Source organism: Baekduia sp. Peel2402 (assembly GCF_052567285.1).
This window is the reverse complement of sequence record NZ_CP199582.1, coordinates 997,935-1,022,996: the sequence shown is the minus strand read 5'-3', so window position 1 is coordinate 1,022,996 and position 25,062 is coordinate 997,935. Positions and strand designations below refer to the sequence as shown.

The following is a 25,062-nucleotide window of genomic DNA, read 5'->3' as shown; positions in this document are numbered from 1 at the left end:
AAATCCTGTGGATACGCCGGACCGCCGCTCCGCGCACTCTCAAAACCCAAGGCGCAGAGCCAAATTTCGCGGCCTCTAGCTTGAAATTGAGCCCTGCGCGCGCGGATCCACGCGCTGCTGCGCCGCTCCTCGCACCGCCGTCGCCTGGGTCGCCTGCGGATCGGGCCGCTGGAGCTCGATCCGAACTCCCGCGACGTTCGCGTCCAGGGCCATCCGGTCTCGCTGACCCAGACGGAGTTCGCGCTCCTGCGGGTCCTGGCGGGCGCGCCGACGACGGTCCACACCAAGGCCGACCTGCTCCAGACGATCTGGGGCTACGCGGCTCAGTCGAGCACGCGGACGCTCGACTCCCACGCCTGCCGCCTGCGCCACAAGCTCGGCATCCACGGCGATCGCTTCGTCATCAACGTGTGGGGCGTCGGCTACCGCCTGATCGACAATCCGGGCGCGCACCTCGCCGCCGCTCCGATCGGACGCGCGCTCGGGCCGTGCGCCGCGCCCTCTGTCGCCGAGCCCGCCGCATGACCCTCGCGCCGCTGCTGGTCCTCGCCGCGCTCACGGCGCTGGCGACGTTCCACGCCCGCTGCGTCGCCCGCGCCCTCCGTGAGCGTGCGGCGCGCGTCGCCCACGAGGTCCGTGGGCCGCTGACTGCCGCGCACCTCGCGCTACACGGCGCCGCACGCCGCGGGGAGATCGCGCCCATCGCCGTCGCTGCCCTGGAGCTAGAGCTGCGGCGCGCGGCGCACGCGCTGGACGACCCGACCGATGCTCGCCTCGACGAGGTCGACCTCCACGCGCTGCTGAGCTGCCAGGTCCACACCTGGCAGGACGTGGCCGCCGCGCACGGGACGACGCTGACGCTGGCGCCCGGCATCGGCACCGCGGTCATCCACGCCGACGCGCTGCGCATCGCGCAGGCGACCAGCAACGTCCTCGCCAACGCGATCGAGCACGGCGGCGGCGCGATCACGGTCCGCACCGCGCTCAACGGCGACCACGTCCGCATCGAGGTCACCGACGGCGGCCCCGGCCTGCCCGCCTCCGTCGCCGAGCTCGTCCGCCGTCCCTCCGCCGGCCGTGGCACCCGCGGCCGCGGTCTGGCGATCACCGCCTCCGTCCTGACGCATTGCGGCGGCCGACTCTCCGCGTTGCAGGAAGCCCCAGGCGTCGCGATCGACCTCCCACGCCTCACCCCGACCACGGAGCAGCCCGCATGACCCGCGACCGTCTCATCCGCATCCTCCTGCGCCTCGGGATCGTCTTCGTCGCGCTCCAGATCGCCGCCTTCCTCTTCGTCCTGGCGATCTTCATGTTCCTGGCGCTCGGCGGCGACATGCCGATGTCCGGAGGCTCCGACTTCGAGTGGTCGCACTCGGAGCTCCCGCGATGACCCGCCGCCGTCGCGCCGCCATCCTGCTCGGCCTCGCGCTCGTCCTCGGTGGCCTCGCCGCCTCGGATGTCGCGGGGCGCGAGGCCGCGCTGCGCCGGGCGGTCGGCCCGTCCGTCCCGGTCGTCGTCGCTCGTACGCGCATCCCCGCGGGCACGCCGCTGACGGCGCGCAACCTCACCGTCCGCCGCGTTCCCGCGCGCTTCGCGCCCGCGCTGGCCTACGGATCACCCGCCGCGCTGGCCGACACGAAGGCGGCTGCGGCGCTCCAGGCCGGAGAGGACGTAACGCCCGCTGCGATCGACGACGGCACCTCGGCCGCGGCCTCCGGCGCGCCCGTCCGGGCCGGAGAGCGCGTGGCCGATCTCGTCGCTCGCGGCCCCGCCGACCTGATCCGCGCCGGGACGCGCGTCGACGTCCTCGTCACGCGCGAGAGCGGCGCGGGAGCCGGTTCGACCTCCGTCGCCCTCGAAGACGCCGAGGTCCTCGCCGCGCGCTCGATCGCGGCCGCCGACGGAGTGGGTGCCGACGACGCGCAGGGGCGCGTCGCTGTCTCTTTGCGCGTCACCGTCCGCCAGGCCGTCTTCCTGGCCGCCGCCGAGTCCTTCGCCCGTGACCTGCGCCTGCTGCCGCGCGCAGCCAACGACCGCCGGCACGGTCTGACCGGCACGACGGTGGGAGCCGACCTCCGATGAAACACCTTCACCAACGCGATCGGCATGTCCGCGTACGCCTCGGCCACCCGTCCAGATGGGGGTCCCCACCTCAAGGGATCCTCACCATGACCGATACCCCGGGCCGAGGCTAACTCATGCTGCGATTCCTTCGTTCCCTTTCCTTCATCCTCGTAGCGGCCGGCGTTCTGGCTCCTACGGCTGCCGAAGCCGCGACGTCGAAGACGGTCTATCCGACCGTCTCCAGCATCTCGCCACGCAAGGTGTCCATCGGTCAGAAGCTGACCGTTAAGGGCGCCCATTTCCGTGCGGGGAAGGGCAAGAGCACGGTGGTCTTCTACCGCAGCGGCAAGCCCGTTCTCTTTGCCAAGGCCGACTCGGCGACGTCGACCACGCTCGTCGTGACCGTGCCCATGAAGGCCGCCGACCTGCTGGCCGAGCGCAATGAGGTCAAGGTCGCCACCCAGCTGCGCCTGCGGATCGTCGGGGCGCGGATGGGCAAGACCTGGACCAAGAACAGCCGCTCGCCGATCGTCTCGCCCGCCAAGAGCGTCACGACGGCCAAGCCGACGACGCCGGCCGGCTCCCCGGTCGCCGCGGAGCCGACCTGCCAGCAGAAGGCCGCTGCCGCTCCGACGGCCGACTTCGACGGCGACAGCCTCCCGAACGCGCTCGAGCTGAAGTACCTGGTCGACCCGTGCAACGCCGACACCGACGGTGACGGCCTGGCCGACGGCTGGGAGTACTACTCGGCTCTGCAGCTCAACGGCGCGAGCATCCCGTACCCGGGCAACAAGCCGTGGCCGAACCCGCTCGACCCGAGCGACCTGACCGACGACTTCGACGGCGATGGCCTCACCGCCGGCCAGGAGTACGCCCTCTGGGTCTACTCCAAGTCGGGCTTCCCGCTGCTCCAGTACAGCGACGGCACCCAGAACTCGGGCGGCAAGCACCCTGTCCTGACGCTGGCCGACGTCTACCTCGACCTCGACAACGATGGCAACCTGACCGACGACGAGCGCGACGCCGACGGCGACGGCCTCTCCAACATGGTCGAGTGGAACCTCGGGGGCCAGCACCTCTGGTGGTCCGAGGTCCAGTACAAGAACGAGAAGCCCTACAAGATCCGCTCGTTCAGCGACCTGGATGCCACGAACCCCGACGGCGACGGCGACGGCGTCCTCGACGGTGCCGACGACCAGGACAACGACGGCTGGAGCAACTTCGCCGAGGCGCAGCTGGACCGCTGGAAGGCGGGCTACCGGGTGCACGCGTTCAACCCCTGCCTGCCGGACCCCAACGGGCCGACGTGCAGCCGGTACCCCGCGGCACCGGCCGAGGATCAGTGGCCCCCGTTCGACGGCACCCAGTCGCTGAACGACGGCGTCCCGTTCCCGGCCCGGTATATCTTCTCGGCCGGCACCTACACCCTCACCTACCACGCGAACTACTCGGACTGGGTGACGGCGGGCTCGCCGCCCAACTACACGGACTACCCGTACCTCCTCACGGGCCCGTGGGACCCGTCGCCTTGGTTCCGCGCCGGGTGGGACGGCACGATGGGCCCGCAGGGCTAGCGCCCCGCACCACATCAGAAGCTGTGCGAACGGCCGGGCGGAACTCCGCCCGGCCGTCGCCGTTTTAGCAATCGATACCGGAAACACGTACGGTGCGATCACCTAGGTAGGTTCCGCCGGTGCGTCGTCTGCTGCTGGTCCTCAGCGCAATCGTCTTCGTCGACACCACGTTCTACGCCGTGGTCGCTCCGCTGCTGCCGCATTACGCGGAGGACCTTGATCTCTCGAAGGCTTCGGCGGGTCTCCTGCTCGCCGCCTACCCGGCTGGGACGCTCGTCGGCGCACTGCCCAGCGGGATGCTCGCGGTGCGGTTTGGGCCGAAGCCGACGGTCCTCTTCGGCCTCGCGCTGCTGAGCGTCTCCAGCGTCGGTTTCGCGTTTGCGTCGTCTGCATTGGTCCTCGACATCGCGCGTTTTGTCCAAGGCCTCGGCGGCGCGTGCTCCTGGGCCGGCGGGCTGGCATGGCTCGTGGGGGAGGCACCGGCGTCGCGGCGCGGCGAGCTGATCGGGACGGCGCTCGGCGCGGCGATCGGCGGCGCGCTGCTCGGCCCGGTCCTGGGCGCGGCGGCCGCGGCGCTCGGGACGCGTCCGGTGTTCGGCGCGGTGGCGGGGGTCGCGGTTGGACTAGGCCTGATTGCGATGACCTGCCAGGGAGGCCAGGCGGCCTCCGAGGCCGGGACCTCGCTGCGGCGGACCATCACCGCACCGCGCGTGCGCGCCGGCCTGTGGCTCGTTGCGCTTCCGGGCCTGGCCTTCGGCGTCCTCGACGTGCTGGTGCCGCTACGCCTCGACGACCTCGGCGCCGGCGAGGCGACCGTCGCGGCGACGTTCCTGGCGTCAGCGGCGATCGAGGGCGGCGTGAGCCCGATCGTCGGCCGCGTTGCTGACCGGCGCGGCTCGCTGGTCCCGATCCGGCTCGGCCTGCTCGGGGCGACCGTGATCGTGTTGATCGTCCCGCTGCCGGGCGTCGCGGTCCTCTGCGCGGCGCTGATGGTCGCCGCGACCGCTGCGTTCGGGGCGTTCTGGGCGCCGGCTATGGCGCTCCTGTCGGAGGCCGCGGAGCGCGTGGGCGCTGACCAAGGCCTGGCGTTCGGGCTGGTCAACCTCGCGTGGGCGGTCGGGATGGTCAGTGGTGCGGCCGGGGGAGGGACGCTGGCCAAAGCGACCTCCGACACCCTCTGTTACGTCGTCTTGGCGTTTCTGTGCGCGGCGACGCTGGCCGCGATCACGCGCCGACGCAGCGCGCGAGTCATCACCACGTCCGTGCGCTGACACACCCGGGGCGAACTTCGCGGGGGTCGCGCCTAAGGCGCGCGTGACCCACATCGAAGACCTGGCGGATCGCCTCCGTGAGCGCCTGTTGGCCGAGGCCGGCGCCGCCGCTGCGACAAGCGGCGACGACGTCCCGCTGCCCGCTCGCATTCGCGCGCTGGTCGACCGTGACGCCGGCATGCTGGACGCCCGCACGCGTGAAGACCTCGCCGCGCGGATCGCGCGGAGGTCGTTCGGCCTCGGGCCGCTGGAGCCACTGCTGGCCGACCCGGACGTGGACGAGATCATGGTCAACGGCGCGGGGCTCGACGGGGCGGTGTGGGTCGAGCGTGGCGGTCGCCTGGCACGCACCGATGTGGCGTTCGCCAGCGACGCTGATCTGCGCCACGCGATCGAGCGCATCCTGGCGCCGCTCGGTCGCCGCGCCGACGAGGCCGAGCCGATGGTCGACGCCCGCCTACCGGACGGCTCGCGCGTCAACGTGGTCCTGCCGCCGCTGGCGGTCGACGGCCCGCTGGTGACGATACGTCGCTTCCGCCAGCGCGGGATCGACGCCGACGAGCTCGTCAGGCTCGGTACCTGGACGCCCGAGGTGGGCGACTTTCTCGCGCGGGCGGTGAACGCGCGGCTGAGCCTGCTCGTCAGCGGCGGCACCGGCTCGGGCAAGACCACCACCTTGAACGCGTTGTCCTCGTTCATTGCCGAGGGCGATCGCGTTGTGACGATCGAGGACACCGCGGAGCTGCGTCTCCAGCAGCCTCATGTCGTCCGTCTGGAGAGCCGTCCCGCAAACGTCGAGGGCCGCGGCGCGATCCCGATCCGCGCGCTCCTGCGCAACGCCCTGCGGATGCGCCCCGATCGGATCGTCGTCGGCGAGATCCGCGGCGGCGAGGTCTCGCGTGGCGGTGTTGCCTCACAGCGGCGTGCCGTTCCGGCTGGCGCTCGTCGCCTAGCCGGGCTCCGGGCCGATGTCGGCCATCAGGTCGGCCGGTTCGACGCTGAGCGCGACCGCGAGCCGCGCCACCGTCCGCACGCCGGGGTCGATCTCCCCTCGCTCGAGGCGGCCGTAGTACGACTGGTCCATGTCCGCCTCCAGGGCGAGGGCTTCCTGCGTCAGGCCGCGTCGGGTGCGCTCGGTGAGCAGGTTGACGGCGAAGGCCGGGAGCGGGTCGTGTGGGACCCGCGGAGCGGGTGGCGGCGGAGACACCGGCTCGATCCGCCGGGACGAGCGGGCCGGGGGCCGCGTGCCTCCGGCCTCCTCGTCGAACCGCCGCTCCAGCCTCGCGAACGCGAGTTCGAGTCGGTCCAGTCGCTCGTGCAGGGTGAGCTTCGCGGAGACCTCCGAGAGCATGTCGGCGGTCGCGATGACCGTCGTCCGCGAGGGCTGGCCGTCGATCTCGGGGAGGACCGCCCGGAGCGCGTCGGCCGCCTCCCGCAGGGCCGCCGGTGTATCGGTCGGCGTGGCCCTGGAGGCGAGACCGCGTGCGTCGTCCGCGCGGGGCGTGTCGAGTACCGCCAGCACCCGGATCGTGCGGCGGATGAGGTAGGCCCAGGCGTCGGCCACCGCTCACCGTCGCCCCGTATGCGGAGAGATCCTGAGCATTCGCATGCCGGGATCCTCGCCATCTGGCGGCGGCCTGGGAAGGGGTCGAGGGCAGCCGACGCGCTAGGCGGCGTCGCGCTTGTTGTCGTCGGCCCGGCGGCGCGGGATCGCGCGGGCTGGTTCGGTCGCCCCCGGCAGGGCGGCGGGGTCTTCGGGCGACGGGACCGACTGGACCGCCGGGGCGGCTGTCGGCGGCGGGTCCGGACCCGTCAGGCCCGCGTACCGGGGGTCGGACCATCCGTGCTTCAGCCGGAGCAGCGCGCCGACGAACGCGTCCCAGTCCCGCCCGATCGCCACCACGAGCGCCGAGACGATCCCGAGCACCGACGCCCCCACGAACGGCACATCGTTGGCCAGCGCGGACCCACTCGACGCGATGGACGCGAGCGCCGGCCAGATCGTGTGCGTGTAGGAGGTCATGTTCGGGGCTATCCAGCGCGGGCCGGGACGCGTCCCTGCCTCAGCGGGTCACGGCGCGCGGATCGGTCGCGGGTTGCGCGCCCCGGAACGACAACGCCGGGCCTGGAGCGGGGCCGTTCGGCGCGTCGGCGAACGGGTTGTCCTGCGGAGGGGGTTGCGCCTCGTCGCGGTGCATCACGCCGTTCTCGGGCGTGGTGTACAGGCCGTCGGGCGTCTTCGCCAGGTGCTCGTACTTCGTGTACATGCGCCGCATGGTCACGCCGATCGAGGCCTTCGTCGTCTCCGGCGGGATCATCTCCCGCTGGACCAGGACGTGATGGACCTGCTCGGGGCTCCAACCGGGCAGCGGTCGCTCCCTCACGACCTCGCTGATCAGCGGCTTCTTGTCCGAGGGCGGGGCGGCCGGTGCCGCGCGACGCGGCTCCTCCGGTTCCGGCGGTGGGATGACCGGCCCAGCGGTACGCGGCTGTGTCGGTTCGGTTGCAGGGGCCAGAGGCTCCGGTCCGCCATCGAGAGCGTCGGCGTACGCGAACAGGGCGCGGGCGCGTCGCTTGTGCTCGTCGCCGGTAGCGTCCTCTTCGTGCCCGAGTTCGCGGGCCGCGTCGGCGGTCAGCTGCGGCAGCAGCTGTCGCAGGTCCGAGTTCGCTGAGTCCATGCCGGTAGGGTACCCGGTCGATCGGCGTGTTCGTCGGGTTGTAACGACTGAATTCCCGCAAAGAGCGGCGATTCGTCCCGGTAGGTGCGAACAGTTGTTCCGGGCGGGGCGCCTGCACAGACGCTCCGGGACCTGCGATCACTGCTGCGTCTACCCACCGACGCATGACCCGAGGAGGGTCTCGATGCACTACTACCGCGTATCACCGCCGGGCGACTTCCTGCTCCACCGGGCGACCGACTGGACGCCGTTCGCCGCTGCCGCTGGCCGGTTGGCCTGCGAGCCGGGGCTCGATGTCTCCGACGACTACCGCGCGCTCTGCGAGGGTGCGGCGGTCGCGCTCGCCGCCTTCGCCGACCGCCTGGGCTTCACGGTCGGCGACACCGCGCCGTCCCTGGAGGAGCTGTACATCGTCTCCCTGCCGTTCGGCCCGTGCGTGTACGCCGCCCAGCACTTCGGCGGCGGCGACCTCTTCCTGGCCTCCCGGGCCGAGATCGGGTGGCTGCCATCGGCCGGAGACGGCCCGCAGCCGATCTCCGGGCCGCACGAGGCCGTGGCGGCGCGTCAGTAGCGCCGCGCAGCCGGACGGGCCGTCTACCTGAGGGCGGCGCGGAGTGGTGGAATCCCCGGGGCGGTGGCGCTCCGACCACCGCGACCGGAGTACGGGCTGCTCAGCGGATGGCGCTGGGCGGCTCGCAGGCGGATCTCGGGCGTCGCTCCTGGACTGGAGCGGGAGTCTGCGAATCTCACCGAGGGCGTCGAGCGGCCCTCAACTCGCGACCCGAGTCGAGGACCGCCGTGCCCGCAGCGCCGCAGATCGAAGTCAAGTGGTCCCCGGTCCGCGATGCGGCCCGGCGGCGGCGACTCGCCGCGCTCCTCTTCGGTGACCGGAAGCCGGTCCCCGCGCCGACGCCGACCGGCAGGCCGCGACCGTGAGCACCTTCCTGCTCCCGCCCGGCATCGTCTCCGGCACCCCGATCCGCGCCGCCGCCGCGGCGCTGGTCGGCGCGAGCGCCGAGGTCCAGCGCTACCACCTCGCCGTCCACCCGTGCCCCGGCGCGTCGTACTCGTTCGGCGACGGTGCCGACTGCGAGGGCTGCGGCGGCAAGGTCGAGGTCCTGCGCTGCAGCGAGTGCGGCGAGCCGCTGGCCGTCGATGCGGTCGTGATGTGCGAGCACATCCCTGCGCTCCTCGAGGACATCGCGTCGGGGGTCTTCACGCTGTGAGCACCGGCAGGTCCAGGGAGGCCGCGATCAGGCTCCACGAGCAGGGCGTCAACGTGGTCCCGGCGTCGGGGAAGGCTCCGCGCGGCTCGTGGAAGCGCTACACCGCGGAGCGCCTCACGCTCCGCGATGTCGCCGACTCCTTCGCCAACGGCCGGGGCGACGGCAACATCTACGCCATCACCGGCTCGGTGTCCGGGATCGTCGTGCTGGACTGCGACGACGAGGCGGCGGTCCAGTACTGGCGTGGCCTCTTCGGCGGGACCCTCGACAAGACGGCGGCCGTCAGGACGGGCGGCGGCGGGTGGCACTTCTGGTTCCAGACGGAGGGCCAGCCGATCCCGAGTCGCGCCAGCAACGGCGGCCCGACGGGGAAGTGGGACTTCCAGGCGGACGGCAAGGGCGTCATCGCCCCACCCTCGATCCATGAGTCCGGCCGTCGGTACGAGTGGGTGCGCGAGTTCCGGCACATCCTGCCCGTGCCCCCGGCGCTCCTGGAGGCGGTGCGGGAGGCCGCGTCCGGCCCCGCCGCCGGTCTCAACGGCGGCGGCCCGGCCGGTGCGGCTGAGTGGGAACCGTTCCCCGAGGAGCGGTACCGGGCCGAGGGCGTCCCGGCAGGCGTTCGCGATCACGTCCTCTCGAAGTACGCGGCGTCGCTGCGCGGCCGGGGCGGGATGTCGCAGGAGGACGCCTACGAGCGGATGGACGACTTCCACGCGCTGCTGGAGCAGCCGCCGGGCGACGAGATGGACCAGGCGCACGCGCGCCGGAAGATCGATTGGGCTTGGGAGAAGTACGCGGACGGCCACTCGGCAGCCTTCGCGACGAGCGCGCCCTCCGCCTCGAAGGCGCCGGCGGTAGCGACCACGCTCGTCCTTCAGGCCGAGGCGACGCACGAGTTCGTCCTGTCGGAGGAAGGGCTGCCGTACGCGGTCCCGCTCCAGGGGCCACGGATCGCGCAGCCCTTCCGAGGTGCCGCAGGATTCCGCCAGGACCTCGCCAGTGCGTACTTCGCTCGGGAGGGCAAGACGGCGTCGAGCAGCGCGGTCGCCGACGCGCTCGCCGTGCTCGAAGGCCGGGCGCAGGCCGCCGACCGGCACCGGGTCCATGTGCGGATCGCGGGTGACGAGGAGCGGGTGGCGATCGACCTGGGGGACCCCTCCGGGCGCTCCGTCGTCGTCACCGGCGGCGGCTGGGAGACGACGGCGCAGCGCGGCGTCCTGTTCCGGCGGACCGCGCTGACGTCGCCGATCGCCGAGCCTGCGCGGGGCGGGTCGCTCGACGCCATGCGCTCGCTCCTGAACATCACGGATGAGTCCTGGGACCTGCTCGTCGGCTACATGGTGGCGTCGTGGATCCCGGAGATCCCGCACCCGGTCCTGTGGCTCACCGGCGAGCAGGGCACCGGCAAGACGTCGGCCCTCAGGATGGTCGGGTCGCTGCTCGACCCGTCGCCGGTCGAGGCCCGGACCCCGCCACGCGACATCCAGGAGTGGGTGGTCGTGCTCTCCGGCTCGTGGGTCGTCCCCGTCGACAACATCAGCCAGATCCCCGGCTGGCTGTCGGACGCGATCTGTCGCGCCTCGACCGGCGACGGCCTCGCGCGCCGCCAGCTCTACGGCGACAACGACCTCGTCGTCAACAAGCTGAGGAACGTCGTGATGCTGAACGGGATCAGCGTCGGCGGCTTCCGCGGCGACCTCGGCGAGCGGCTGCTGCCCGTCGAGTTCTCGCGGATTGGCCCCGAGCGACGGCGGATGGAGTCCGAGCTCCGGGCCGAGTGGGACGCCCTGGTGCCGTCACTCTTCGGCGCTCTCCTCGATCTGCTGTCGGCGACGCTGGCCGCGCTGCCGTCCGTGCGACTGGACGAGTACCCGCGCATGGCGGACTTCGCCCGTGTGCTCGCCGCGGTCGATCAGGTGCGCGGGACCGAGTCACTGGCCGCGTACCTCGACAGCCGCGAGTCGATCAGCCAGCAGGTTGTCGAGGCCGACCCAGTCGGGGCCGCCATCGCCGATCTGGCCCAGCGGAGCGCCCAAACGACCACCGAGGGCGACGTCGTCTGGACCGGCACCGCGACCGAACTGCTCCGCGAGATCGAGCTACTGACCGAACGCGAGCACCGGGGGAAGGACTGGCCGACCAACGGCCAGGTGCTCTCCGGTCGCCTGACGCGCGTAGCTCCGGACCTCGCCCGTCAGGGCGTCGAGGTGAAGCGATCCGCCTCCAACAAGAAGGGGAAGCTGTGGCACCTGCGAGTCAACGAAGGGGCCGGCGCGTGAGGTCGGCGATCGTCAGCGAGGGGGGACGCAGCGTCGGTGATCTGCGTCCCCCGTTCGTCCCCCGAGAGGCCGCATGCGTCCCCCTCGGAGCCGACGAGGCCGCGCAGGATCGGCAAGGGGGGACGCAATTGCGTCCCCCGGGGACGCAGCTTCGCCAGCTTGCGTCCCCCCTCTCAGGCCGCGTCCCGCCGGGCCTCACGGCGCAGGGGGGACGCAGGGGACGCAGCGCGCCATTCCCCTTTGTGCGGAGGGACGGAGGGGCGGGGAGCGGCACGGAGGGGGCCGGGGACAAAGGCGGGGGCCGCAGTGCGTCCCCCCGTCCCCCGAGGGGCCAGACGGCCCACCTGGACCCCCAGCGCCGCGTCGCCCGCCACACCACCGGCGCCTCCCTAGACCGGATCGTCTCGGCGGATGGCTCCAGGCGCGTGCCCGGGATCCGCGCTCGCGGGGGAGCGATGCGTCGTGGCTAGCAATCCCAATAACAAGCTGATTCGGGCGGCGCGGATGGAGGTCGAGCGCGGCCGGTCGGCGACGCGGCTGCACTCCGATCCCGTCGAGGTGCTGCAGGAGATCCTGGACGGGGCGGTCGCTGATCTCCGGTACGCGCAGTCGAAGGTTGACGCGCTGCCGGACGACGAGGCGTTCCGCGATACGGCGCAGGGTGTCGTGCCGAACGAGTGGATCCGGCTCCGCGATCGGTACCGCGATGAGCTGGAGCGGATGACGAACAACATGGTCCGCGCGGGGATCGCGGATCGCGCCGTGCGGGTGAGCGAGGCGAAGGCGGCGCTGATGGTCGCGGCGATCAAGGACGCCGCCCTGGACATCGGGCTGCCGGGCGATCAGGTCCGGGCGCTCGGCGAAGCGCTGCGCCGTCGCATCCAGGAGCACCAGGTGATCGGCGAGATCGAGGCGGGGGAGTCGGAGTGAGCGACGCATCGACCGCCGAGCGGAACGTCGAGATCTGGTCCGCGTACCAGGGCGGGGCGTCGTTCGGCCAGATCGCGGCCGTGTACGGCATCAGCCTCAAGCGCGCGAAGCAGATCGTCCACACGGCGGCGGCGCACGAATACCTGCGGCTGTACCCGCCGCGCCGGGCCGGTGGCGCAGGCCGCGCCGGGGAGGCCACGTGAGGCCTCCCGTGGCCCCAACGTGGGTCTCAAGTGGCGCCCCGAGGGGTGGAGCCCGGGTGCGCCTCCAGACCGCCACGTGCGGCCTCCCGTTGTTGGTGGTGTCGAGCATCCACGCGGGACGCCGTGACACCTCGGGCGCATGCCTCGCTTCCGGCATCGCCGCGCGGGGGACGGAGCCGAAGCCCCGCCCCGTGCGCGGGTCAGCGTCGCGCGCCCTCCAGGCGTCGGAGGACGCGGCGCTGCTGCTGCATGGCGTCGATCACTCGGCCGACCTCAGCGTCGCTGAACGCGACGGCGGCCTGGCCGCCCGGCAGGAAGCCGTGCTCGACCTCCAGCTGCATCGCCGGACGCCCGGACCCGTCAGCGTCGCCGACCCGGACGCGGACCAGGGCATCGCCCCGGTCCTGCACCCGGATCTCGACGTCGCGACCGGCGTCGATCACGCGGCCTCGTCGCCGGTGCCCTCACCGTCACCCTGGACCTTCGCGGCGGTCCAGGTGAGCCACTTCGGGTTGGTCTCACCGGCGCGCGCCAGGCCCGCGTCGCTGATCGTGTACGTGCCGTGCGGCGCGTCGTCGGTCGGCTCCTCCCGCGTCGCGAGCCCGGCCTCGACGAGCCCGTCCAGCGGCAGCGCCCGGAAGCCGCTCGTCGGCGCCTCCCCGGTGCCCTTCGGCAGCGCCGCCAGTCGCAGCAGCGCGCGACGCCGCGACAGCGTCAGCGGCGCCTTCTTCGGGCGCTGCGTCCCGGCCTCCTCGATCGCGGCGATCAGGTCGGCCTTCTTCGTGATGCCGCGCTCGGCGGCGAGCGCGCGGATCTGGGCCTCGGTCCAGTCGGTCGCGGCGACGACGGCGTCGATCGTGGTGGTGCGGACAGCGGTCATGCGGATGCTCCTTCGTTGTGGTGAGTGCGCTCCATCACTACAAATTTTCGACATACGAGACCGCTCGTGTGAAGGCCCTAGGGGCCGTCCTTGGAGAGGGGTCGACATGAAGAAGCAAGCCCTTCGGACCCCTCTCGCTTCATTGATGTACGACAACAACAGGAGGCACGATGAGTAGTGCGATCAACCTGGGCGACGCGGCAGCGTTCACGTCGCCCGCATGGCTCCCCGGGGACTCGGGGATCGAATGGCTGGACGGCCTGGGGGCGGATCACCGTCGCCTGCTCCGCGCCCGGGACGTCGCGATGGAGGCGCACGGCGCGGCGACCGACGCCCGCGAGCAGGCGCTGGCCCAGCGTCGGGAGGCGTTGGCGCTGGCGGCCCGGACGGATCGGGAGGCGGATGTCCCGGACCTGGCGACGGTCGAGCGTCGGGCGCAGGCGGCGATCGCTGCGGCCGAGGAGAAGGTCCGGGCGGCGAGCGATGCCCTGCGCGGCTTCGTCGCCGACACCGTGGCGGCGATCGAGGAGCGTGGTGTGGAGTGGCTGGGCCTGCTCTCGTCGCGCCGCGACGTCGTGGCTGAGAAGCGAGCGGAGGCGGAGCGCCTGCTGGCGCAGGCCGCAGCCGTCGAGGCCGGGGTGTGGCATCTGGAGGAGTGGGTGACGCGCAACGCGAAGCTCCACGAGCGGCCGTCGTTCCGGAACGTGCCGGAGGCTCGGTTCCTCACCTGGACCGGGGCGCAGGAGCTTCGGCCGCCGGTGCCGCCGTCGCCTGACGGCATGCCGACGCTGGTCGATCCGCCGAAGCTCCCGGAGTGGGACGCGGAGCAGAAGGCGGGCCAGCGTCGCGTCGCGGAGCGCATCGCGGCTGACGCGCAGGCTGCGGCGGACAAGCGGGCGTACGCGGCGGAGCACGCCGATCAGCAGCGCGCCATCGCGGAGGCCGAGGCCCGCGCCGACCTGGCGGAGCTTCGCGGCCCGCTGCCGGAGGCGGTCTGATGGGCGCCCACCTGCGTGACTACCTGATCGCCTGCGGGGTCCAGTCGGGGAAGGTGAAGCCCGAGGACGTCGAGGATTGGCGCCGCCTGTACGCGAAGGATCCGCTGGCCGTCACCGAACGCCTGGCTCCGACGCCACGTCTGAGGGCGACGTTCGTCCCGGTGGCGCCGGCCGCTTCGGAGGAGTACCCGGCGTCGTGGGTCGGTGCCGCGCCGGGGACGGGATCGGTGGCGTTCGACCGGTGATCGATCGGGCTGCACGCCTGGAGGCGGCGATCCTGGTCTGCGGGCTCGTTCACGAGCCCGCCGAAGCCGCCCTGCTCGCGCTCGAGGACGTCCCACTGCTCACCGTCGAGCAGTGGGACGCTTGGCGCGCGCTCGACTCCGAGGACGTCGCGCTTCTAGCCGCGTGCCTCGATGCCGAGTTCGCGTTGCGGGCACGGGAGTGGGCCGCCCTGGACCGACTCGGCGCGGCGCTCGCGATGGGCGACGACCTCGCCGGGTCGATGCTCGCGCTGGCGGCGATGGTCGATCTCGGCTGGGACCGGTCGGTGCAGCCGATCGCCCCTGGACCAGGGGCGGGATCGTGATGGGCGCTGGGTCGGAGTCTTCTCCCACTCCGCAACGGGAGGCGGGCGAATCCGTAGCTTCGGCTGCGCCGCCGCCTGTGCCCAGCGCCCATCAGGATCCCGCCATCGCCGCTGCCCGGCTGGCCGAGATGGTCGAGGCCCGCACCGTCGAGGGTCTGAGCCACGAGAAGATCGCCGCCCGCTTCGGCGTCAGCCGGGAGCGGGTGCGGCAGAGGCTCCGCTACGCCGCGAAGGTCCAGCGCGATGCCGAGCGCCGCGAACGCGCGGAGGAGGCCGCCGGCGCCTTCGGAGCGCCCCCGGCTGCCGACGAGATCCCGGACCTGCTGCCGCCGTCGCTGGTCGGGGATCACCCGCCGACGACGCTGCGGCTCGCGCTCGCCGCCGGTCGCGCCTCCGGCCGCTCGTTCGAGGAAGCGTGGACGGCCGCTGCGGCGGTCGCGCTGTCGAAGCTGCCGCCGCGCGAGGCGGACGAGTGGCGCGGAGTGTTCGCGTCGACCCGGGATGGGTGGAGGTCGGCGTACGAGGACGAGCCGGACCCGCTCGCCGCTCTGCCGCGCGCCGAGGAGTGCCCGTGACGGCCGCGTCCGCGCCACTGGTCTACGCGCGAGGGCCGGGGCCGGTCCAGGTAGACCGCGCGCGGTGTGGGGTGGCGTCGGCTGGGGTGCCCGAGCACCGGACGCGTTGCCTCACATTCCAACGGTGCGCGACGCCCGGTTGTCTCGGGAGAGGCAGGCACACGCACCCGAGTTGTAGGAGATCAGACCAGTGACGAAGACACGCGCGAAGAAGCCCGAGGCTGGGGTCCGGGCAGCGCTCGGCATCCGCGTCAGCACGAAGGAACAGGCGATCGAGGGGACGAGCGTCGAGACGCAGACGGCGATCCTCCAGGCGCATGCCGAGCAGGTCGGCTGGACCGTCGTCGGCGTGTACGTCGACGCCGGGGTGTCGGGCGACATGCCGGTGGCTGAGAGGCCCGAGGCGGGCCGGATGATGGACCTAGCCGCGCGCGGCGGCGTCGACGTCGTCGCGGTGAAGGACCTGGACCGGTTCGGCCGCGATGTCGTGGAGACCCTGACGGCCGAGCGCGAGCTAGAGCGCGCCGGGGTCGCATTCGTGTCGGTCGGCGAGAACATCGACACGCGCCGCGACTCGGATCGGATGAACCTCCAGCTGCGGGCCGTGATCGCGGAACAGGAGAAGCGGCGGATGCTGGAGCGGATGGCGTCGGGCCTCCGCGCCCGCGCTGCCGAGGGCGCGTGGACGGGCGGGCCGCCGCCATTCGGCTTCGAGCTGGTGCCACGCTCCGACGCCCCCGGCGCGAAGAACGTCCTCGCGCACGACGAGCGAGAGGTCGAGATCCTGCGGACCGCCACGGCGCTGATCCTGGACGACGGGCACTCAACCTGGACCGCCGGGCAGAAGCTCGACTCGATGGGGATGGGGCCGCGCGTCGGGCTCCGGTGGACGAACGTGAACCTGCGCCGGATCCTGCTGTCGCCGACGCTCGGCGGCGTCTGGTTCTACAAGCCGAAGGACGGCGACCCGATCGAGGTCGCGATCCCGCCGGTACTGGACCCGGACCGGCACGCCGCGCTGCTCGATGCGCTGGGGGAGACGAGCACCGAGCGCAGCCCGAGCGCGTCCTACCTGCTGTCGCACGGGCGGCTCGTCGGGACGTGCGGCGCGAGCTACCACGGCATCAGCCGTAAGGATCGCGGGTCCAGGTGGTACCGCTGCCGGTCGAAGCGTCCCGGCCCGCACGAGAAGTGCGAGGACGTCAACGTCCACGCGGGCACCGTCGAGGCGCTGGTGTGGGGCGAGGTCGCATCGCTGCTGTCGGAGCCGGATCGGCTGACGGCGCTCGCCGACGAGTACCTGGACCTGGAGCCCGCCCGCGATCGGACCGAGACCGAGACCGTCGAGGCGATCGAGCGGAAGCTCGCCGCACTCGGCGAGGACCGGACCCAGCGCGTCGCGACCGCCCTCGAAGCCGGGGTGGACGCCGCGACCCTCCGCGCCGCGCTGTCGAAGCTGGACAACCGGGCGCGCGCGCTGGAAGCGCACCGCGCTCGGCTCGTCGCGGCCGCCGCGGATCGGGAGGTGGCGACGACGCGAGCGGAGCGACTGCGAGACCTCGCCGACTCGGCGCGGGCCGCGCTCGCCACGATGGGACCGGACGAGCGGCGGGCCGTCCTGGACCTCCTGGACGTCCGCGTGACCGTGACGGGCTGGCAGCCGTGCGACGTCTGCGGCGGGAAGGGCAAGGTCCAGGGTGGCCGTGGCGGCACGGTCTGCCAGTCGTGCCACGCGCAGCGGCGGGTGCCGTCGTTCGAGGTCCAGGGGGTCGTCGCGGAGGCCCTAGACGTGGGGCAACTCGGCGCTGAGGTGTCGAGGCCCTCGACATGCTCGCCGCGATGACCACGGGCCACGACGGCTCGCTCTCGACCATCCACGCCGGCTCGCCACCGGAGGCCCTCCGCCGCCTCGAGACCCTCGCGCTCATGACCGACCTCGACCTACCGCTTTCCGCCATCCGCGACCAGATCCCCGACGCCCTCGACCTCATCGTCCACCAGACCCGCCACCCCTCAGGTCACCGCCTGATCACCACGATCGCCGAGGTCGTTCGCATCGCCGCCGGCCCCGCGACGCGTCCCCTCTACACCAATACCAACGACAACCCTCACTGGCACCCGCTCTCCGACGAGCTCACCACCCGCCTGGCCATGGGCTGATCACAACCACCATCACTTCCCGTTGGTATTTGGCCAGCCTGTTTCGCGTCGCCTCCGACCCACCACGTCCGTCGCTCCCGCCCGTTTTCCGGCACCGCCCGCCGCCGCTCCACCGTGCTCCTGACATCTCCCACCTTCACGCTCCTCGTCCCCTCACCGCCCGCTCCGCTGCTCGCCGCGGCCGCCGCCGCGCTGGCGGTCTTCGGTGTGTGGGACGCGCTCGCCGTCGTCGAGGCCGGCGGTCCTGCACGTGCGCTTGGTCGCGTCGTCGCGCCGTTGCAGCTCGTGGGCCGCGCTGGGCATCTGCCGTCGGCGCCTGAGCGGCGGCGTCTGGCGATCCTCGGCAGCGTCGCGATGCTCGCGGGCGGGTGGCTGCTCGCCGGTCCGATCGCCGGGATCGGGCTGGCGGTCGCGGCGCCCGCCGCCCTAGGGCCGGTGCTCGCGGCGCGTCGTCGCCGCTGGCGCCGAGCGCTGGCGGCGGCGGTGCCGCAGGTCGCGCGCGGACTGGCGGACGCGCTTTCCGGCGGTCGCTCGGTGCGCGCCGCCCTGGCTGAGCTCGGGCGTCCGGGCGCGATGACGGGAACCGCCGGCAGCGAGCTACGCGCCGCCGCGCATCGCCTCGCGCTCGGCGCGCCGACGGATGACGTGCTCGCCGAGCTTCGCCGTCGGGCACAGGACCCGGCGTGGGACACGCTCGTCGCCGCGATCCTCCTACAGCGCGATGCGGGCGGGGACCTCGCCGCGCTCCTGCGGACGGTCGCCGACAGCGCCGAACATGCCCGCCGCGTGGAGGCCGACGCTCGCTCGCTGATGTCCCAGGCGCGAGCCTCTGCGCGGCTCGTTGCCGGGCTTCCCGGCGTCTGCCTCGTCCTCGTCGAGTTGATCGCGCCTGGATCGCTCTCCGCGCTCGCCGCCGACCCACGCTCCCGGATCCTGTTGCTCGCGGGCGCCGTCCTCGGCGCCGTCGCCATGTTCATCATCAACCGCATCGCGCGCCTGGGAGCGGCATGACCTCCGCGGTTCTCCTCGCCGCTTGTGCCGGCACCCTGCTTGCCGCGGGCCTCTGCGACGCGGCGCAGCTGGTGGCCGAGCGCCGCGCGATCGCACGCGCCCGGGCAACGACGACCGATCCCGCCGCGTGCGCACGCCCGACGCCGACACCGACGCCGGCCTCCCGCGCGGCCGCCGCCCTCGCGCGCTTCGGCCGCCGCCTGGGCGCGCCCAACGCGCCGCGCGACCTCGGTGCCCGCCTCGCCGCCGCCGGCCTCACCGGCCGCTTGCGTCCTGCCGACGCAATGGCGATCAAGGCCGGCTGTGGCGCCGCCGCTGTCTTGGCCACCGCGCCCGTCCTGGCATCGCTCCCGTTACGACTCATGGTGCTCGCGGGTCCCCTCACCGGTGCCGCCGGGTTCCTGGCCCTCGATCTCCACCTCGCCCGTCGCGCGCAGCGCCGTACCGAGCGAGCGCGCGTCGAGCTCGCTGACGTCCTCGACCTCCTGCGCGTCGCGGTGGCCGCCGGCCTGCCGACCGGCCGCGCCCTCACCGAGGTCGGGCGACACCGCGGCGGCCTCGTCGCCGCGGAGCTGCGCGCCCTGTCCCAGCGCCTCGCGCTCGGCGCCCCACGCGCGGACGCGCTGGCGGAGCTCCGCCTCCGGCTACCCCTTCCCGCCCTCGCGACGCTCGTCGCCGCCATCGACCGCGCCGACCGCCACGGCGCCTCGCTGGCGCCCACGCTCCTCGCGCTCGCCGAGGAGGCCCGTGCCGACCGCGCCCGCGCCCTGCACGACCAAGCCGCTCGCTCCGCACCCCGCATCCAGCTCGCGATCGCGCTCCTGCTCGTTCCCGCCGTCCTGCTCCTGGTCGCCGCCGGCCTCGTCCACAGCCTCGCCTGACCCAACCAACCACATGTCCGCTCCACGCTCCCGAACCGCACCTCACACCGCTACCACCGCACGCGGACGCTAGGTTCGCCCGATGGCGTCCGATCCGTTGCGACTCGACCCCGCCACGTTCCAGCTGCCCGTTGGCCGGTTGCGCGCGGGCTATTACAGCGACGCGTACTTCACCTCGACCAAGGAGCTGCTCGAGGCCGAGGATCGGCATCCGCGGGTGTTGATGCAGATATTTCAGAAGCACGAGTCGCTGCTAGGTGGGGTGGACGAGGCGATCGCGGTGCTCAAGGTCGGCGCGGGGCACGTGGGCAGCGATGGCGTCTGGCTCCCGGCCTGGGACGACCTCGTCGTGCACGCCCTGCACGAGGGCGACGTGATCGAGCCGTTTGAGACCGTGATGACGATCGAGGGCGACTACACCCAGTTCGCGCACCTGGAGACCGTCTACCTCGGCTGCATGGCGCGCCGGTCGCTGGTGATGCGCAACGTCCGGGCCGTCGTCGACGCCGCCCGCGGCAAGGAGATCCTGTTCTTCCCGGCGCGCCACGACCATTGGCTCGTCCAGACCGGCGACGGCTGGGCCGCGCACGTCGCGGGCGCGATCGGCGTCTCCACCAACGCCCAGGCATCGTGGTGGGGCGGCCGTGGCGTCGGGACCGTCCCGCACGCGTTGATCGCCGCGTTCGGCGGGGACACGGTCGCCGCCGCCCGTGCCTTCGCCCACCGCTACCGCGACCGGATGAACGTCACCGTGCTCGTCGACTTCGAGAACCACTCGGCCAAGACCGCCGTCGAGGTCGCCGACGCTCTTGGCGACGAGCTGTGGGGCGTTCGCCTCGACACGTCCGAGCGCCTCGTCGACGAGTCCCTGGCCGACCTCGGTCCGGACGCTCCTCGCGGCGTCAACGTCGAGCTCGCTCGTCGCGTCCGCACGGCGCTCGACGACGCCGGCCACTCCCGCGTGCGCATCGTTGCCTCCGGCGGCTTCGACGCGACCAAGATCCAGCACTTCGAGTCCGAAGGCGCGCCCGTCGACGCCTACGGCGTCGGCTCCTCGCTCCTACGCGGCCAGAACGATTTCACCGCCGACATCGTCCGCGTCGACGACCGGCCGACCGCGAAGATCGGCCGCGAGGAGAAGCCCAACCCGCGCCTCGTCCGCGTGCCGTAGCCCGCACCGCACGCCTCGTTCAGCGTCTTGCCCGCGCGGCCGCGCCCGCACAGCGCGCTGCCCGCGCATCGCGCTGCCCGCGTATCGCGCCGCCCGCACCGCGCGCCCCCTCGCGAGGGCGCGCGGCGCGACGGAACACGAGCGGTCCCTACGGGATCGACACCGCGGCCTTGAGCCGCAGGGTGTCGCCGTCCTGTTCGACGCCGGCGGCGGCGGGGCCGAAGACGTCGAGGGTGGGCTTGGCCTTGGCGAAGTCCTCGTCGGAGCCGACGACGGTGCCGACCAGCTTGACGATCGCGGGCGTGTCGATGAAGACGGCGGGCTTCACGCCCTCCAGCAGACCGGCGGCGGTCTTGAACGGATCGCTGTCGCCGAGCGTCGAGCCGCCGCCGAGGGCGTCGGCCAGCGCGCCCTTGCCGTAGGCGATCACGAACTTGTCGTCCTTGCTGGCGACCTCGATGTCGCCGGCGATCGGGCTGCCGCCGCCGATATCGATCGAGAAGCCGTCAGCGCCCGAGGGAGCGCCACTCAAAGCACCCGTCTGCACATCCAAGCCCTTCAACAACTTCTTCAGCTTCGGGATCGCCGCCTTGGACGCCGCCGGGTCCTTGGAGGTCACGACCAGCGCGCCGTTCAGATCGGTCATCCCGGAGCCGCGGACGAACAGCGCCGCGTTGCCCATCCACGACAGCAGGTCCTTGTCGACGTCGACGCCGAGCTGCGCCTTCAACTGCGACAACAAGGTCGCGGGATCGACGCCGCCGGTCGCGCCGGCCTGGCCGAGCGCCGTCAGCGCCGACTTGAACGTCCCGCCGACGTCGCCCATGCCGAAGCCCAGCCACGAGCCGGCCGGAACCGCCGCCAGCGCGTCCGCGCCGCCCGAGCCCGAGCCCGCTGAGCCCAAGGCGCCCTTCTTCAGCCCGATCGCCGCCGCGTCGACGCGTAGCGCGTTGTCGGTCACGTCCAGCGACGCCGCGATCGACTGCAGGCCGCTGCCGGTCAACAGCCCCTTGATCGCCTGCAGCGACTGCGCGTCAGAGCCCTTCAACGAGCCCGACGCCGCGCCCATCGCCAGGTCGAAGAACCGGCTCGGATCGGCGTACACGAAGCCCAGGCCGTCGGTCCCGACCGTCGAGCGCGCCTTCTTGAACGCGCCCGCCGTCGCCAGCGAGCCCGAGCCCGACTGCGCGTCGACCGCCGACTTGAAGGCCTTCTCGGTGCCGATCAGCACGGCGTGGTCGACGACCGCCGCGGCCAGGTCGTCCTTGGCCTTGTAGCGGTACTCGACGTCGCGGTACTTGCGCGTCTCGCCCTTGGCCTGCGCGTCGACGAACTTCTTGGCGGCGTCGTCGTCCTTGGACGCGATCGCGCCCACCAGCTCCACGTCGTCCCCGCCGCTCCCGATCGAGGTGATCCCGATCCCGGCGCGCTGGCCGAGCCACGGCTCGATGTCCTCCTTGTAGGTGACGCCGTCGTCCTTGGCGGCGTCGTCGATCAGCCCGGCGATCTTGCCGCCCGGGTCGGTCGTGCGCAGGATCTTCCCGACGACCGTCTTGGCGTTGTCTGCCAGCTCGCCGGTCGGGCGCAACTGCGCCTCGACGTAGACCGGGGTGGACGCCGGGAGCAGGGCCGCTGGGTCGGCGCCGGCGGACCCTGAGGCAGAGCCGGAGGAGGACGACGAGCCCGAGTCGCCGCAGCCGGCGATCGGCACGACGACGGCGGCACAGGACGCCGCGAGCAGGGCGAACCGCCGCGGGCGGTGCAGGAGGGAGGAGGCCATCCGCGAATCCTAGGCAGGTCCGCCCGCGAGGGAGACGGTAGGCAGCCACCTGTCGTAGGGGCGGACAACCGCCCTTTTGCAAACCCACCCGAGCGGGTGGCGGGCACGCGTACCCGACGCCCCGCGCAGCGCCTCCCACGCCGCCCCACCTGAGGCACACCCCGCGGACGGAACGGCCGAAATCCTGCAAGGACGCTTGCGCGCGGCCGAGATGCAACGACGCCTGCGCCAAGTGCGCGCAAATTCACCCACCGCGTCCCACCGCCGAAAGCCCAGCAACGGCAAGGGATTAGGCGGCTCAAACCTGGTTGTAGGGTCCGAGTGTGGGGGAAAGTGTGGAATCGGTGTTGCATCGTGGGGGAGAGTGGGATAGAACGCCTCCTGCGGACCGGGGTGGAGGAGCTCCTCCCACTCCTCCACCCCGGCCCCTTCTTTCCGCGATGCGCACGTCCTCATGGACACCTCGTTTACCGGCCAAGCCGACTACACCCTCGACGCCAAGAACCGCCTCACGGTTCCCGCGCGCTATCGCGGAGCGCTCGAAGGAGGCCTGGTGCTCGCCAAGGACATCGAGCCTTGCGTCGCGATCTGGCCGACCGCTGGCTACGACGAGTTCCGCCGCGCCGCGCTCCAGGACGTGCACCCGATGAGCCAGCGCGGGCGCAAGATCATGACCTTCCTCTCCGCGAACTCGACCCCGGCGCAGCTGGACTCCGCCGGGCGCGTTCCGCTCCAGCCGTTCCTGCTGGACCACGGCAACCTCGCCAGCCGCGACTGCACCGTCGTCGGCGCCGGCGACCACCTCCAGATCTGGAACCGCGAGGCCTGGACGGCCTACAACGACCAGCTCGCGGCCGACATCTTCGACATCTCCGCGGCGTTCGATGCGCCCACCTCCGCGTGATGCTCACTATCCCTTATGACATGACCGCCTCCCATGTCCCGGTCCTCGCGGGCGAGTTGATCGAGGCGCTCGACCCCCAGCCCGGCCAGACCGTCATCGACTGCACGTTCGGCGCGGGCGGCCACGCGCGCCTGGTCGCCGAGCGGATCGGCCCGTCCGGCACGCTGATCGCGATCGACCGCGACCCCGTCGCCGAGCAGCACTTCGAGGCCCTGGCCGCCGAGGTCGCGTGCACGACGCGCTTCGTGCACGCGTCGTTCGCCGACGGCCTGCGGCAGCTCCTGGCCGAGGGCGTGAAGGCCGACCTGGTGTACGTCGACCTCGGCATCTCCTCGATGCAGGTCGACACTTGGGAGCGCGGCTTCTCCTACAGCTACGACGCGCCGCTGGACATGCGGATGAACACCGAGCAGGAGCTCGACGCCGCGACGATCGTCAACACCTGGGAAGAGCGCCGCTTGGCGCAGATCCTGCGCGAGTACGGCGACGAGCGCTTCGCCAGGCAGATCGCCCGCCGCATCGTCACCACGCGCGCGGAGGAGCAGATCACCACCACCTCCGGGCTAGTCGACGTCATCAACAACGCGATCCCCGCGCGCGCTCGCTTCGCCGGCGGTCACCCGGCCAAACGGACGTTCCAGGCGATCCGCATCGCGGTCAACGACGAGCTCGGCCAGATCGACGAAGCCCTGCCGCTCGCATGGCGCATCCTGCGCCAAAACGGTCGCTTTGCAGGCATTTCTTTCCACAGTGGCGAAGACCGCCGTGTGAAGCGCTTCCTCGCCGCCCGCGCCCAGGGCTGCACCTGCCCGCCCGGGCTCCCGGTGTGCGTGTGCGGCCGGACGCCGGAGGCCGAGCTGATCGGTCGCGGCATCGCACCATCCGCCGGCGAGATCGCCAGCAACCCCCGTTCGGCGTCCGCGCGGATGCGGGCCGCCCGCAAGCTCAGGGAAGAGGACCAGCCAGAATGACCCCGCCCGCCGCAGCCGCCACGACCGGCCGGACGCTGCCGCGCACCCCTGCGCCGCGCAAGCCCCGCCGCGTCTCGGGGCCCGCGCCGCAGCCAAAGCGTGGGACGGACGCGCCGCGCACCCGCCGGGCCGCCGGCGCCGCTCCCGCACCGGATCCCTTCATCGTCCGCGCAATCGAGCGCACGATCAAGATGGCGGACTCGAAGTTCCTGGACCGCCTGATCCGTGGCCGCCTGTGGATCCCGCTCGTCGCCGCTGGCCTGATGGGCATCGTCTTCATGCAGGTGTCGATGTTGAAGCTGAACGCCGGCATCGGCCGCGCCGTGCAGGCGGAGCAGACGCTCGAGCGCCAGAACTCCGTCATGCGCGCGCAGGTCTCCGGGATGGAAGCCGGCTCGCGGATCGACGAGACCGCGCAGCAGATCGGCATGGTCGCGCCCGCCGCGACGACGACGCCCAGCTACGTGACCGCCGCCGGCGCCGCGCAGGCGGCCGCCGCGGCCAAGCACATGACCGCCGCCGACCCGGACGCGCTGGCCCGCGCGAAGGCGGCGACGCAGGCCGCGGCCGGCACGGCCACGACGGCGGCGACGACGACCAGCGGCGTAGCCACGACCGGCGTGGCGACCAGCGGCGTCGCGGCGACGGGCACTACAGGGACCGCGCCCGCCGCGACCGGCACCGCGACGACCGCGGCGACCACGCAGACGCAGGCACCGGTCGCACAGACGCAGACCCAGACCGCGCAGACCCCGGTCGCGCAGCCCCAGCCCCAGACGCAGACGCCCGTCGCGCAGACCCAGACCCAAACGCAGACCCAGGCCCCCGCGGCGAACGGCACCGCCGTCGCCCCGGCCGCCACCGAGCAGCAGACGGCCTCGACCTCCGGTGGCGCCGTCGCGCCTCCCGCGGGGTAG

General features: G+C 72.7%; 30 protein-coding genes and 1 pseudogene. 24 read left to right on the top strand and 7 right to left on the bottom strand.

From position 1 onward, the window contains the following. Positions 1–93: 93 nt before the first annotated feature. The 6 genes from ACT01A_RS05055 to ACT01A_RS05030 all read left to right on the top strand — a co-directional run bounded on the left by ACT01A_RS05055 (position 94) and on the right by ACT01A_RS05030 (position 4,909). Positions 94–525, top strand: coding sequence for a winged helix-turn-helix domain-containing protein (locus ACT01A_RS05055; protein ID WP_445152797.1), 432 nt, complete (start codon positions 94–96; stop codon positions 523–525). After that, entirely contained in the window at positions 522–1,217 is a 696-nt protein-coding gene (locus ACT01A_RS05050) for a sensor histidine kinase (RefSeq protein ID WP_445151154.1), read from the top strand. The genes ACT01A_RS05055 and ACT01A_RS05050 overlap by 4 nt, the downstream gene beginning before the upstream one ends. Continuing rightward, complete coding sequence (locus tag ACT01A_RS05045; RefSeq protein ID WP_445151153.1) at positions 1,214–1,390, top strand: hypothetical protein; 177 nt, start codon at positions 1,214–1,216, stop codon at positions 1,388–1,390. Before ACT01A_RS05050 ends, ACT01A_RS05045 begins: the two co-directional genes overlap by 4 nt. Then, positions 1,387–2,082: a Flp pilus assembly protein CpaB gene (gene cpaB / locus ACT01A_RS05040; protein ID WP_445151152.1), complete on the top strand. Its 696-nt coding sequence runs from the start codon at positions 1,387–1,389 to the stop codon at positions 2,080–2,082. The genes ACT01A_RS05045 and cpaB overlap by 4 nt, the downstream gene beginning before the upstream one ends. Before the next feature lie 116 nt (positions 2,083–2,198). Continuing rightward, positions 2,199–3,638, top strand: coding sequence for an IPT/TIG domain-containing protein (locus tag ACT01A_RS05035; RefSeq protein WP_445151151.1), 1,440 nt, complete (start codon positions 2,199–2,201; stop codon positions 3,636–3,638). A 119-nt stretch (positions 3,639–3,757) separates the two neighbouring features. After that, on the top strand, positions 3,758–4,909 hold the full coding sequence (locus ACT01A_RS05030) for an MFS transporter (RefSeq protein ID WP_445151150.1): 1,152 nt from the start codon (positions 3,758–3,760) through the stop codon (positions 4,907–4,909). Here the strand turns inward: ACT01A_RS05030 and ACT01A_RS05025 are convergent. Next, positions 4,890–5,297: a hypothetical protein gene (locus tag ACT01A_RS05025; protein WP_445151149.1), complete on the bottom strand. Its 408-nt coding sequence runs from the start codon at positions 5,295–5,297 to the stop codon at positions 4,890–4,892. The genes ACT01A_RS05030 and ACT01A_RS05025 overlap by 20 nt on opposite strands. Between ACT01A_RS05025 and ACT01A_RS05020 the strand changes: the two are divergent. After that, positions 5,196–5,747 (top strand): annotated as a pseudogene (locus ACT01A_RS05020) (ATPase, T2SS/T4P/T4SS family); the annotation flags it as partial. The gene ACT01A_RS05025 and the pseudogene ACT01A_RS05020 overlap by 102 nt on opposite strands. Positions 5,748–5,858: 111 nt before the next feature. Here the strand turns inward: ACT01A_RS05020 and ACT01A_RS05015 are convergent. The 3 genes from ACT01A_RS05015 to ACT01A_RS05005 all read right to left on the bottom strand — a co-directional run bounded on the left by ACT01A_RS05015 (position 5,859) and on the right by ACT01A_RS05005 (position 7,587). Continuing rightward, positions 5,859–6,473: a helix-turn-helix domain-containing protein gene (locus tag ACT01A_RS05015; RefSeq protein WP_445151148.1), complete on the bottom strand. Its 615-nt coding sequence runs from the start codon at positions 6,471–6,473 to the stop codon at positions 5,859–5,861. 102 nt (positions 6,474–6,575) lie between these two features. Then, positions 6,576–6,932: a hypothetical protein gene (locus ACT01A_RS05010; protein WP_445151147.1), complete on the bottom strand. Its 357-nt coding sequence runs from the start codon at positions 6,930–6,932 to the stop codon at positions 6,576–6,578. 40 nt (positions 6,933–6,972) lie between these two features. Then, complete coding sequence (locus ACT01A_RS05005; RefSeq protein WP_445151146.1) at positions 6,973–7,587, bottom strand: hypothetical protein; 615 nt, start codon at positions 7,585–7,587, stop codon at positions 6,973–6,975. Positions 7,588–7,771: 184 nt separating this feature from the next. Between ACT01A_RS05005 and ACT01A_RS05000 the strand changes: the two genes are divergently transcribed. The 5 genes from ACT01A_RS05000 (at position 7,772) to ACT01A_RS04980 (ending at position 12,225) form a co-directional block, all read left to right on the top strand. Beyond that, a complete protein-coding gene (locus ACT01A_RS05000) occupies positions 7,772–8,158 on the top strand; it encodes a hypothetical protein (protein ID WP_445151145.1) in 387 nt (128 codons plus the stop codon). Between the two features lie 361 nt (positions 8,159–8,519). Then, a complete protein-coding gene (locus ACT01A_RS04995) occupies positions 8,520–8,813 on the top strand; it encodes a hypothetical protein (RefSeq protein ID WP_445151144.1) in 294 nt (97 codons plus the stop codon). Continuing rightward, complete coding sequence (locus tag ACT01A_RS04990; protein WP_445151143.1) at positions 8,810–11,092, top strand: bifunctional DNA primase/polymerase; 2,283 nt, start codon at positions 8,810–8,812, stop codon at positions 11,090–11,092. The genes ACT01A_RS04995 and ACT01A_RS04990 overlap by 4 nt, the downstream gene beginning before the upstream one ends. 462 nt (positions 11,093–11,554) lie before the next feature. Continuing rightward, a complete protein-coding gene (locus ACT01A_RS04985; protein ID WP_445151142.1) occupies positions 11,555–12,022 on the top strand; it encodes a hypothetical protein in 468 nt (155 codons plus the stop codon). Beyond that, complete coding sequence (locus ACT01A_RS04980) at positions 12,019–12,225, top strand: hypothetical protein (RefSeq protein ID WP_445151141.1); 207 nt, start codon at positions 12,019–12,021, stop codon at positions 12,223–12,225. The genes ACT01A_RS04985 and ACT01A_RS04980 overlap by 4 nt, the downstream gene beginning before the upstream one ends. A gap of 200 nt (positions 12,226–12,425) precedes the next feature. Here the strand turns inward: ACT01A_RS04980 and ACT01A_RS04975 are convergent, their stop codons facing one another. Together ACT01A_RS04975 and ACT01A_RS04970 are read right to left on the bottom strand one after the other, a co-directional pair. Next, a complete protein-coding gene (locus ACT01A_RS04975; protein ID WP_445151140.1) occupies positions 12,426–12,668 on the bottom strand; it encodes a hypothetical protein in 243 nt (80 codons plus the stop codon). After that, positions 12,665–13,105, bottom strand: a complete 441-nt coding sequence (locus ACT01A_RS04970) for a hypothetical protein (RefSeq protein ID WP_445151139.1) — start codon at positions 13,103–13,105, stop codon at positions 12,665–12,667. Before ACT01A_RS04970 ends, ACT01A_RS04975 begins: the two co-directional genes overlap by 4 nt. Before the next feature lie 170 nt (positions 13,106–13,275). Here ACT01A_RS04970 and ACT01A_RS04965 point away from each other — a divergent pair, with 170 nt between their 5' ends. The 9 genes from ACT01A_RS04965 (at position 13,276) to ACT01A_RS04925 (ending at position 20,490) form a co-directional block, all read left to right on the top strand. Further along, positions 13,276–14,103 carry a hypothetical protein gene (locus ACT01A_RS04965; RefSeq protein ID WP_445151138.1) on the top strand — a complete coding sequence of 276 codons (828 nt, stop codon included), beginning with the start codon at positions 13,276–13,278 and terminating at the stop codon, positions 14,101–14,103. Further along, positions 14,103–14,348, top strand: a complete 246-nt coding sequence (locus ACT01A_RS04960; RefSeq protein ID WP_445151137.1) for a hypothetical protein — start codon at positions 14,103–14,105, stop codon at positions 14,346–14,348. The genes ACT01A_RS04965 and ACT01A_RS04960 overlap by 1 nt, the downstream gene beginning before the upstream one ends. Continuing rightward, positions 14,345–14,692 (top strand): hypothetical protein, encoded by a 348-nt coding sequence (locus ACT01A_RS04955; protein ID WP_445151136.1) that lies wholly within the window; start codon positions 14,345–14,347, stop codon positions 14,690–14,692. The genes ACT01A_RS04960 and ACT01A_RS04955 overlap by 4 nt, the downstream gene beginning before the upstream one ends. Positions 14,693–14,769: 77 nt before the next feature. Continuing rightward, positions 14,770–15,267 carry a sigma factor-like helix-turn-helix DNA-binding protein gene (locus ACT01A_RS04950; RefSeq protein WP_445151135.1) on the top strand — a complete coding sequence of 166 codons (498 nt, stop codon included), beginning with the start codon at positions 14,770–14,772 and terminating at the stop codon, positions 15,265–15,267. Positions 15,268–15,457: 190 nt separating this feature from the next. Continuing rightward, positions 15,458–17,110: a recombinase family protein gene (locus ACT01A_RS04945; RefSeq protein WP_445151134.1), complete on the top strand. Its 1,653-nt coding sequence runs from the start codon at positions 15,458–15,460 to the stop codon at positions 17,108–17,110. Next, on the top strand, positions 17,107–17,427 hold the full coding sequence (locus ACT01A_RS04940; protein WP_445151133.1) for an ATPase, T2SS/T4P/T4SS family: 321 nt from the start codon (positions 17,107–17,109) through the stop codon (positions 17,425–17,427). The genes ACT01A_RS04945 and ACT01A_RS04940 overlap by 4 nt, the downstream gene beginning before the upstream one ends. Positions 17,428–17,541: 114 nt before the next feature. Continuing rightward, positions 17,542–18,438, top strand: a complete 897-nt coding sequence (locus ACT01A_RS04935) for a type II secretion system F family protein (protein WP_445151132.1) — start codon at positions 17,542–17,544, stop codon at positions 18,436–18,438. Next, the gene (locus tag ACT01A_RS04930; protein ID WP_445151131.1) at positions 18,435–19,319 is read left to right on the top strand and encodes a type II secretion system F family protein; all 885 of its coding nucleotides are present in this window, start codon (positions 18,435–18,437) and stop codon (positions 19,317–19,319) included. Before ACT01A_RS04935 ends, ACT01A_RS04930 begins: the two co-directional genes overlap by 4 nt. Positions 19,320–19,401: 82 nt before the next feature. Then, entirely contained in the window at positions 19,402–20,490 is a 1,089-nt protein-coding gene (locus ACT01A_RS04925) for a quinolinate phosphoribosyl transferase (RefSeq protein ID WP_445151130.1), read from the top strand. Between the two features lie 148 nt (positions 20,491–20,638). Here the strand turns inward: ACT01A_RS04925 and ACT01A_RS04920 are convergent, their stop codons facing one another. Further along, entirely contained in the window at positions 20,639–22,270 is a 1,632-nt protein-coding gene (locus ACT01A_RS04920; protein WP_445151129.1) for a DUF3352 domain-containing protein, read from the bottom strand. Positions 22,271–22,724: 454 nt separating this feature from the next. On the opposite strand from ACT01A_RS04920, the gene ACT01A_RS04915 reads away from it, so the two are divergent. Genes ACT01A_RS04915 through ACT01A_RS04905 form a run of 3 tightly spaced genes read left to right on the top strand, consistent with a single transcriptional unit; the run spans position 22,725 to position 25,062 of the window. After that, a complete protein-coding gene (locus ACT01A_RS04915; protein WP_445151128.1) occupies positions 22,725–23,174 on the top strand; it encodes a division/cell wall cluster transcriptional repressor MraZ in 450 nt (149 codons plus the stop codon). A gap of 20 nt (positions 23,175–23,194) precedes the next feature. Next, positions 23,195–24,145 carry a 16S rRNA (cytosine(1402)-N(4))-methyltransferase RsmH gene (rsmH, locus tag ACT01A_RS04910; protein WP_445151127.1) on the top strand — a complete coding sequence of 317 codons (951 nt, stop codon included), beginning with the start codon at positions 23,195–23,197 and terminating at the stop codon, positions 24,143–24,145. Next, entirely contained in the window at positions 24,142–25,062 is a 921-nt protein-coding gene (locus tag ACT01A_RS04905) for a hypothetical protein (RefSeq protein ID WP_445151126.1), read from the top strand. The genes rsmH and ACT01A_RS04905 overlap by 4 nt, the downstream gene beginning before the upstream one ends.

Excerpts from the sequence above, each read along its gene's own strand:
- ACT01A_RS05050 (WP_445151154.1), top strand. The coding sequence starts at position 522 with ATGACCCTCGCGCCGCTGCTGGTCCTCGCCGCGCTCACGGCGCTGGCG.
- ACT01A_RS05045 (WP_445151153.1), top strand. The coding sequence starts at position 1,214 with ATGACCCGCGACCGTCTCATCCGCATCCTCCTGCGCCTCGGGATCGTC.
- cpaB (WP_445151152.1), top strand. The coding sequence starts at position 1,387 with ATGACCCGCCGCCGTCGCGCCGCCATCCTGCTCGGCCTCGCGCTCGTC.
- ACT01A_RS05035 (WP_445151151.1), top strand. The coding sequence starts at position 2,199 with ATGCTGCGATTCCTTCGTTCCCTTTCCTTCATCCTCGTAGCGGCCGGC.
- ACT01A_RS05010 (WP_445151147.1), bottom strand. The coding sequence starts at position 6,932 with ATGACCTCCTACACGCACACGATCTGGCCGGCGCTCGCGTCCATCGCG.
- ACT01A_RS05005 (WP_445151146.1), bottom strand. The coding sequence starts at position 7,587 with ATGGACTCAGCGAACTCGGACCTGCGACAGCTGCTGCCGCAGCTGACC.
- ACT01A_RS05000 (WP_445151145.1), top strand. The coding sequence starts at position 7,772 with ATGCACTACTACCGCGTATCACCGCCGGGCGACTTCCTGCTCCACCGG.
- ACT01A_RS04970 (WP_445151139.1), bottom strand. The coding sequence starts at position 13,105 with ATGACCGCTGTCCGCACCACCACGATCGACGCCGTCGTCGCCGCGACC.
- ACT01A_RS04965 (WP_445151138.1), top strand. The coding sequence starts at position 13,276 with ATGAGTAGTGCGATCAACCTGGGCGACGCGGCAGCGTTCACGTCGCCC.
- ACT01A_RS04960 (WP_445151137.1), top strand. The coding sequence starts at position 14,103 with ATGGGCGCCCACCTGCGTGACTACCTGATCGCCTGCGGGGTCCAGTCG.
- ACT01A_RS04940 (WP_445151133.1), top strand. The coding sequence starts at position 17,107 with ATGACCACGGGCCACGACGGCTCGCTCTCGACCATCCACGCCGGCTCG.
- ACT01A_RS04930 (WP_445151131.1), top strand. The coding sequence starts at position 18,435 with ATGACCTCCGCGGTTCTCCTCGCCGCTTGTGCCGGCACCCTGCTTGCC.
- ACT01A_RS04925 (WP_445151130.1), top strand. The coding sequence starts at position 19,402 with ATGGCGTCCGATCCGTTGCGACTCGACCCCGCCACGTTCCAGCTGCCC.
- ACT01A_RS04920 (WP_445151129.1), bottom strand. The coding sequence starts at position 22,270 with ATGGCCTCCTCCCTCCTGCACCGCCCGCGGCGGTTCGCCCTGCTCGCG.
- ACT01A_RS04915 (WP_445151128.1), top strand. The coding sequence starts at position 22,725 with ATGGACACCTCGTTTACCGGCCAAGCCGACTACACCCTCGACGCCAAG.
- rsmH (WP_445151127.1), top strand. The coding sequence starts at position 23,195 with ATGACCGCCTCCCATGTCCCGGTCCTCGCGGGCGAGTTGATCGAGGCG.
- ACT01A_RS04905 (WP_445151126.1), top strand. The coding sequence starts at position 24,142 with ATGACCCCGCCCGCCGCAGCCGCCACGACCGGCCGGACGCTGCCGCGC.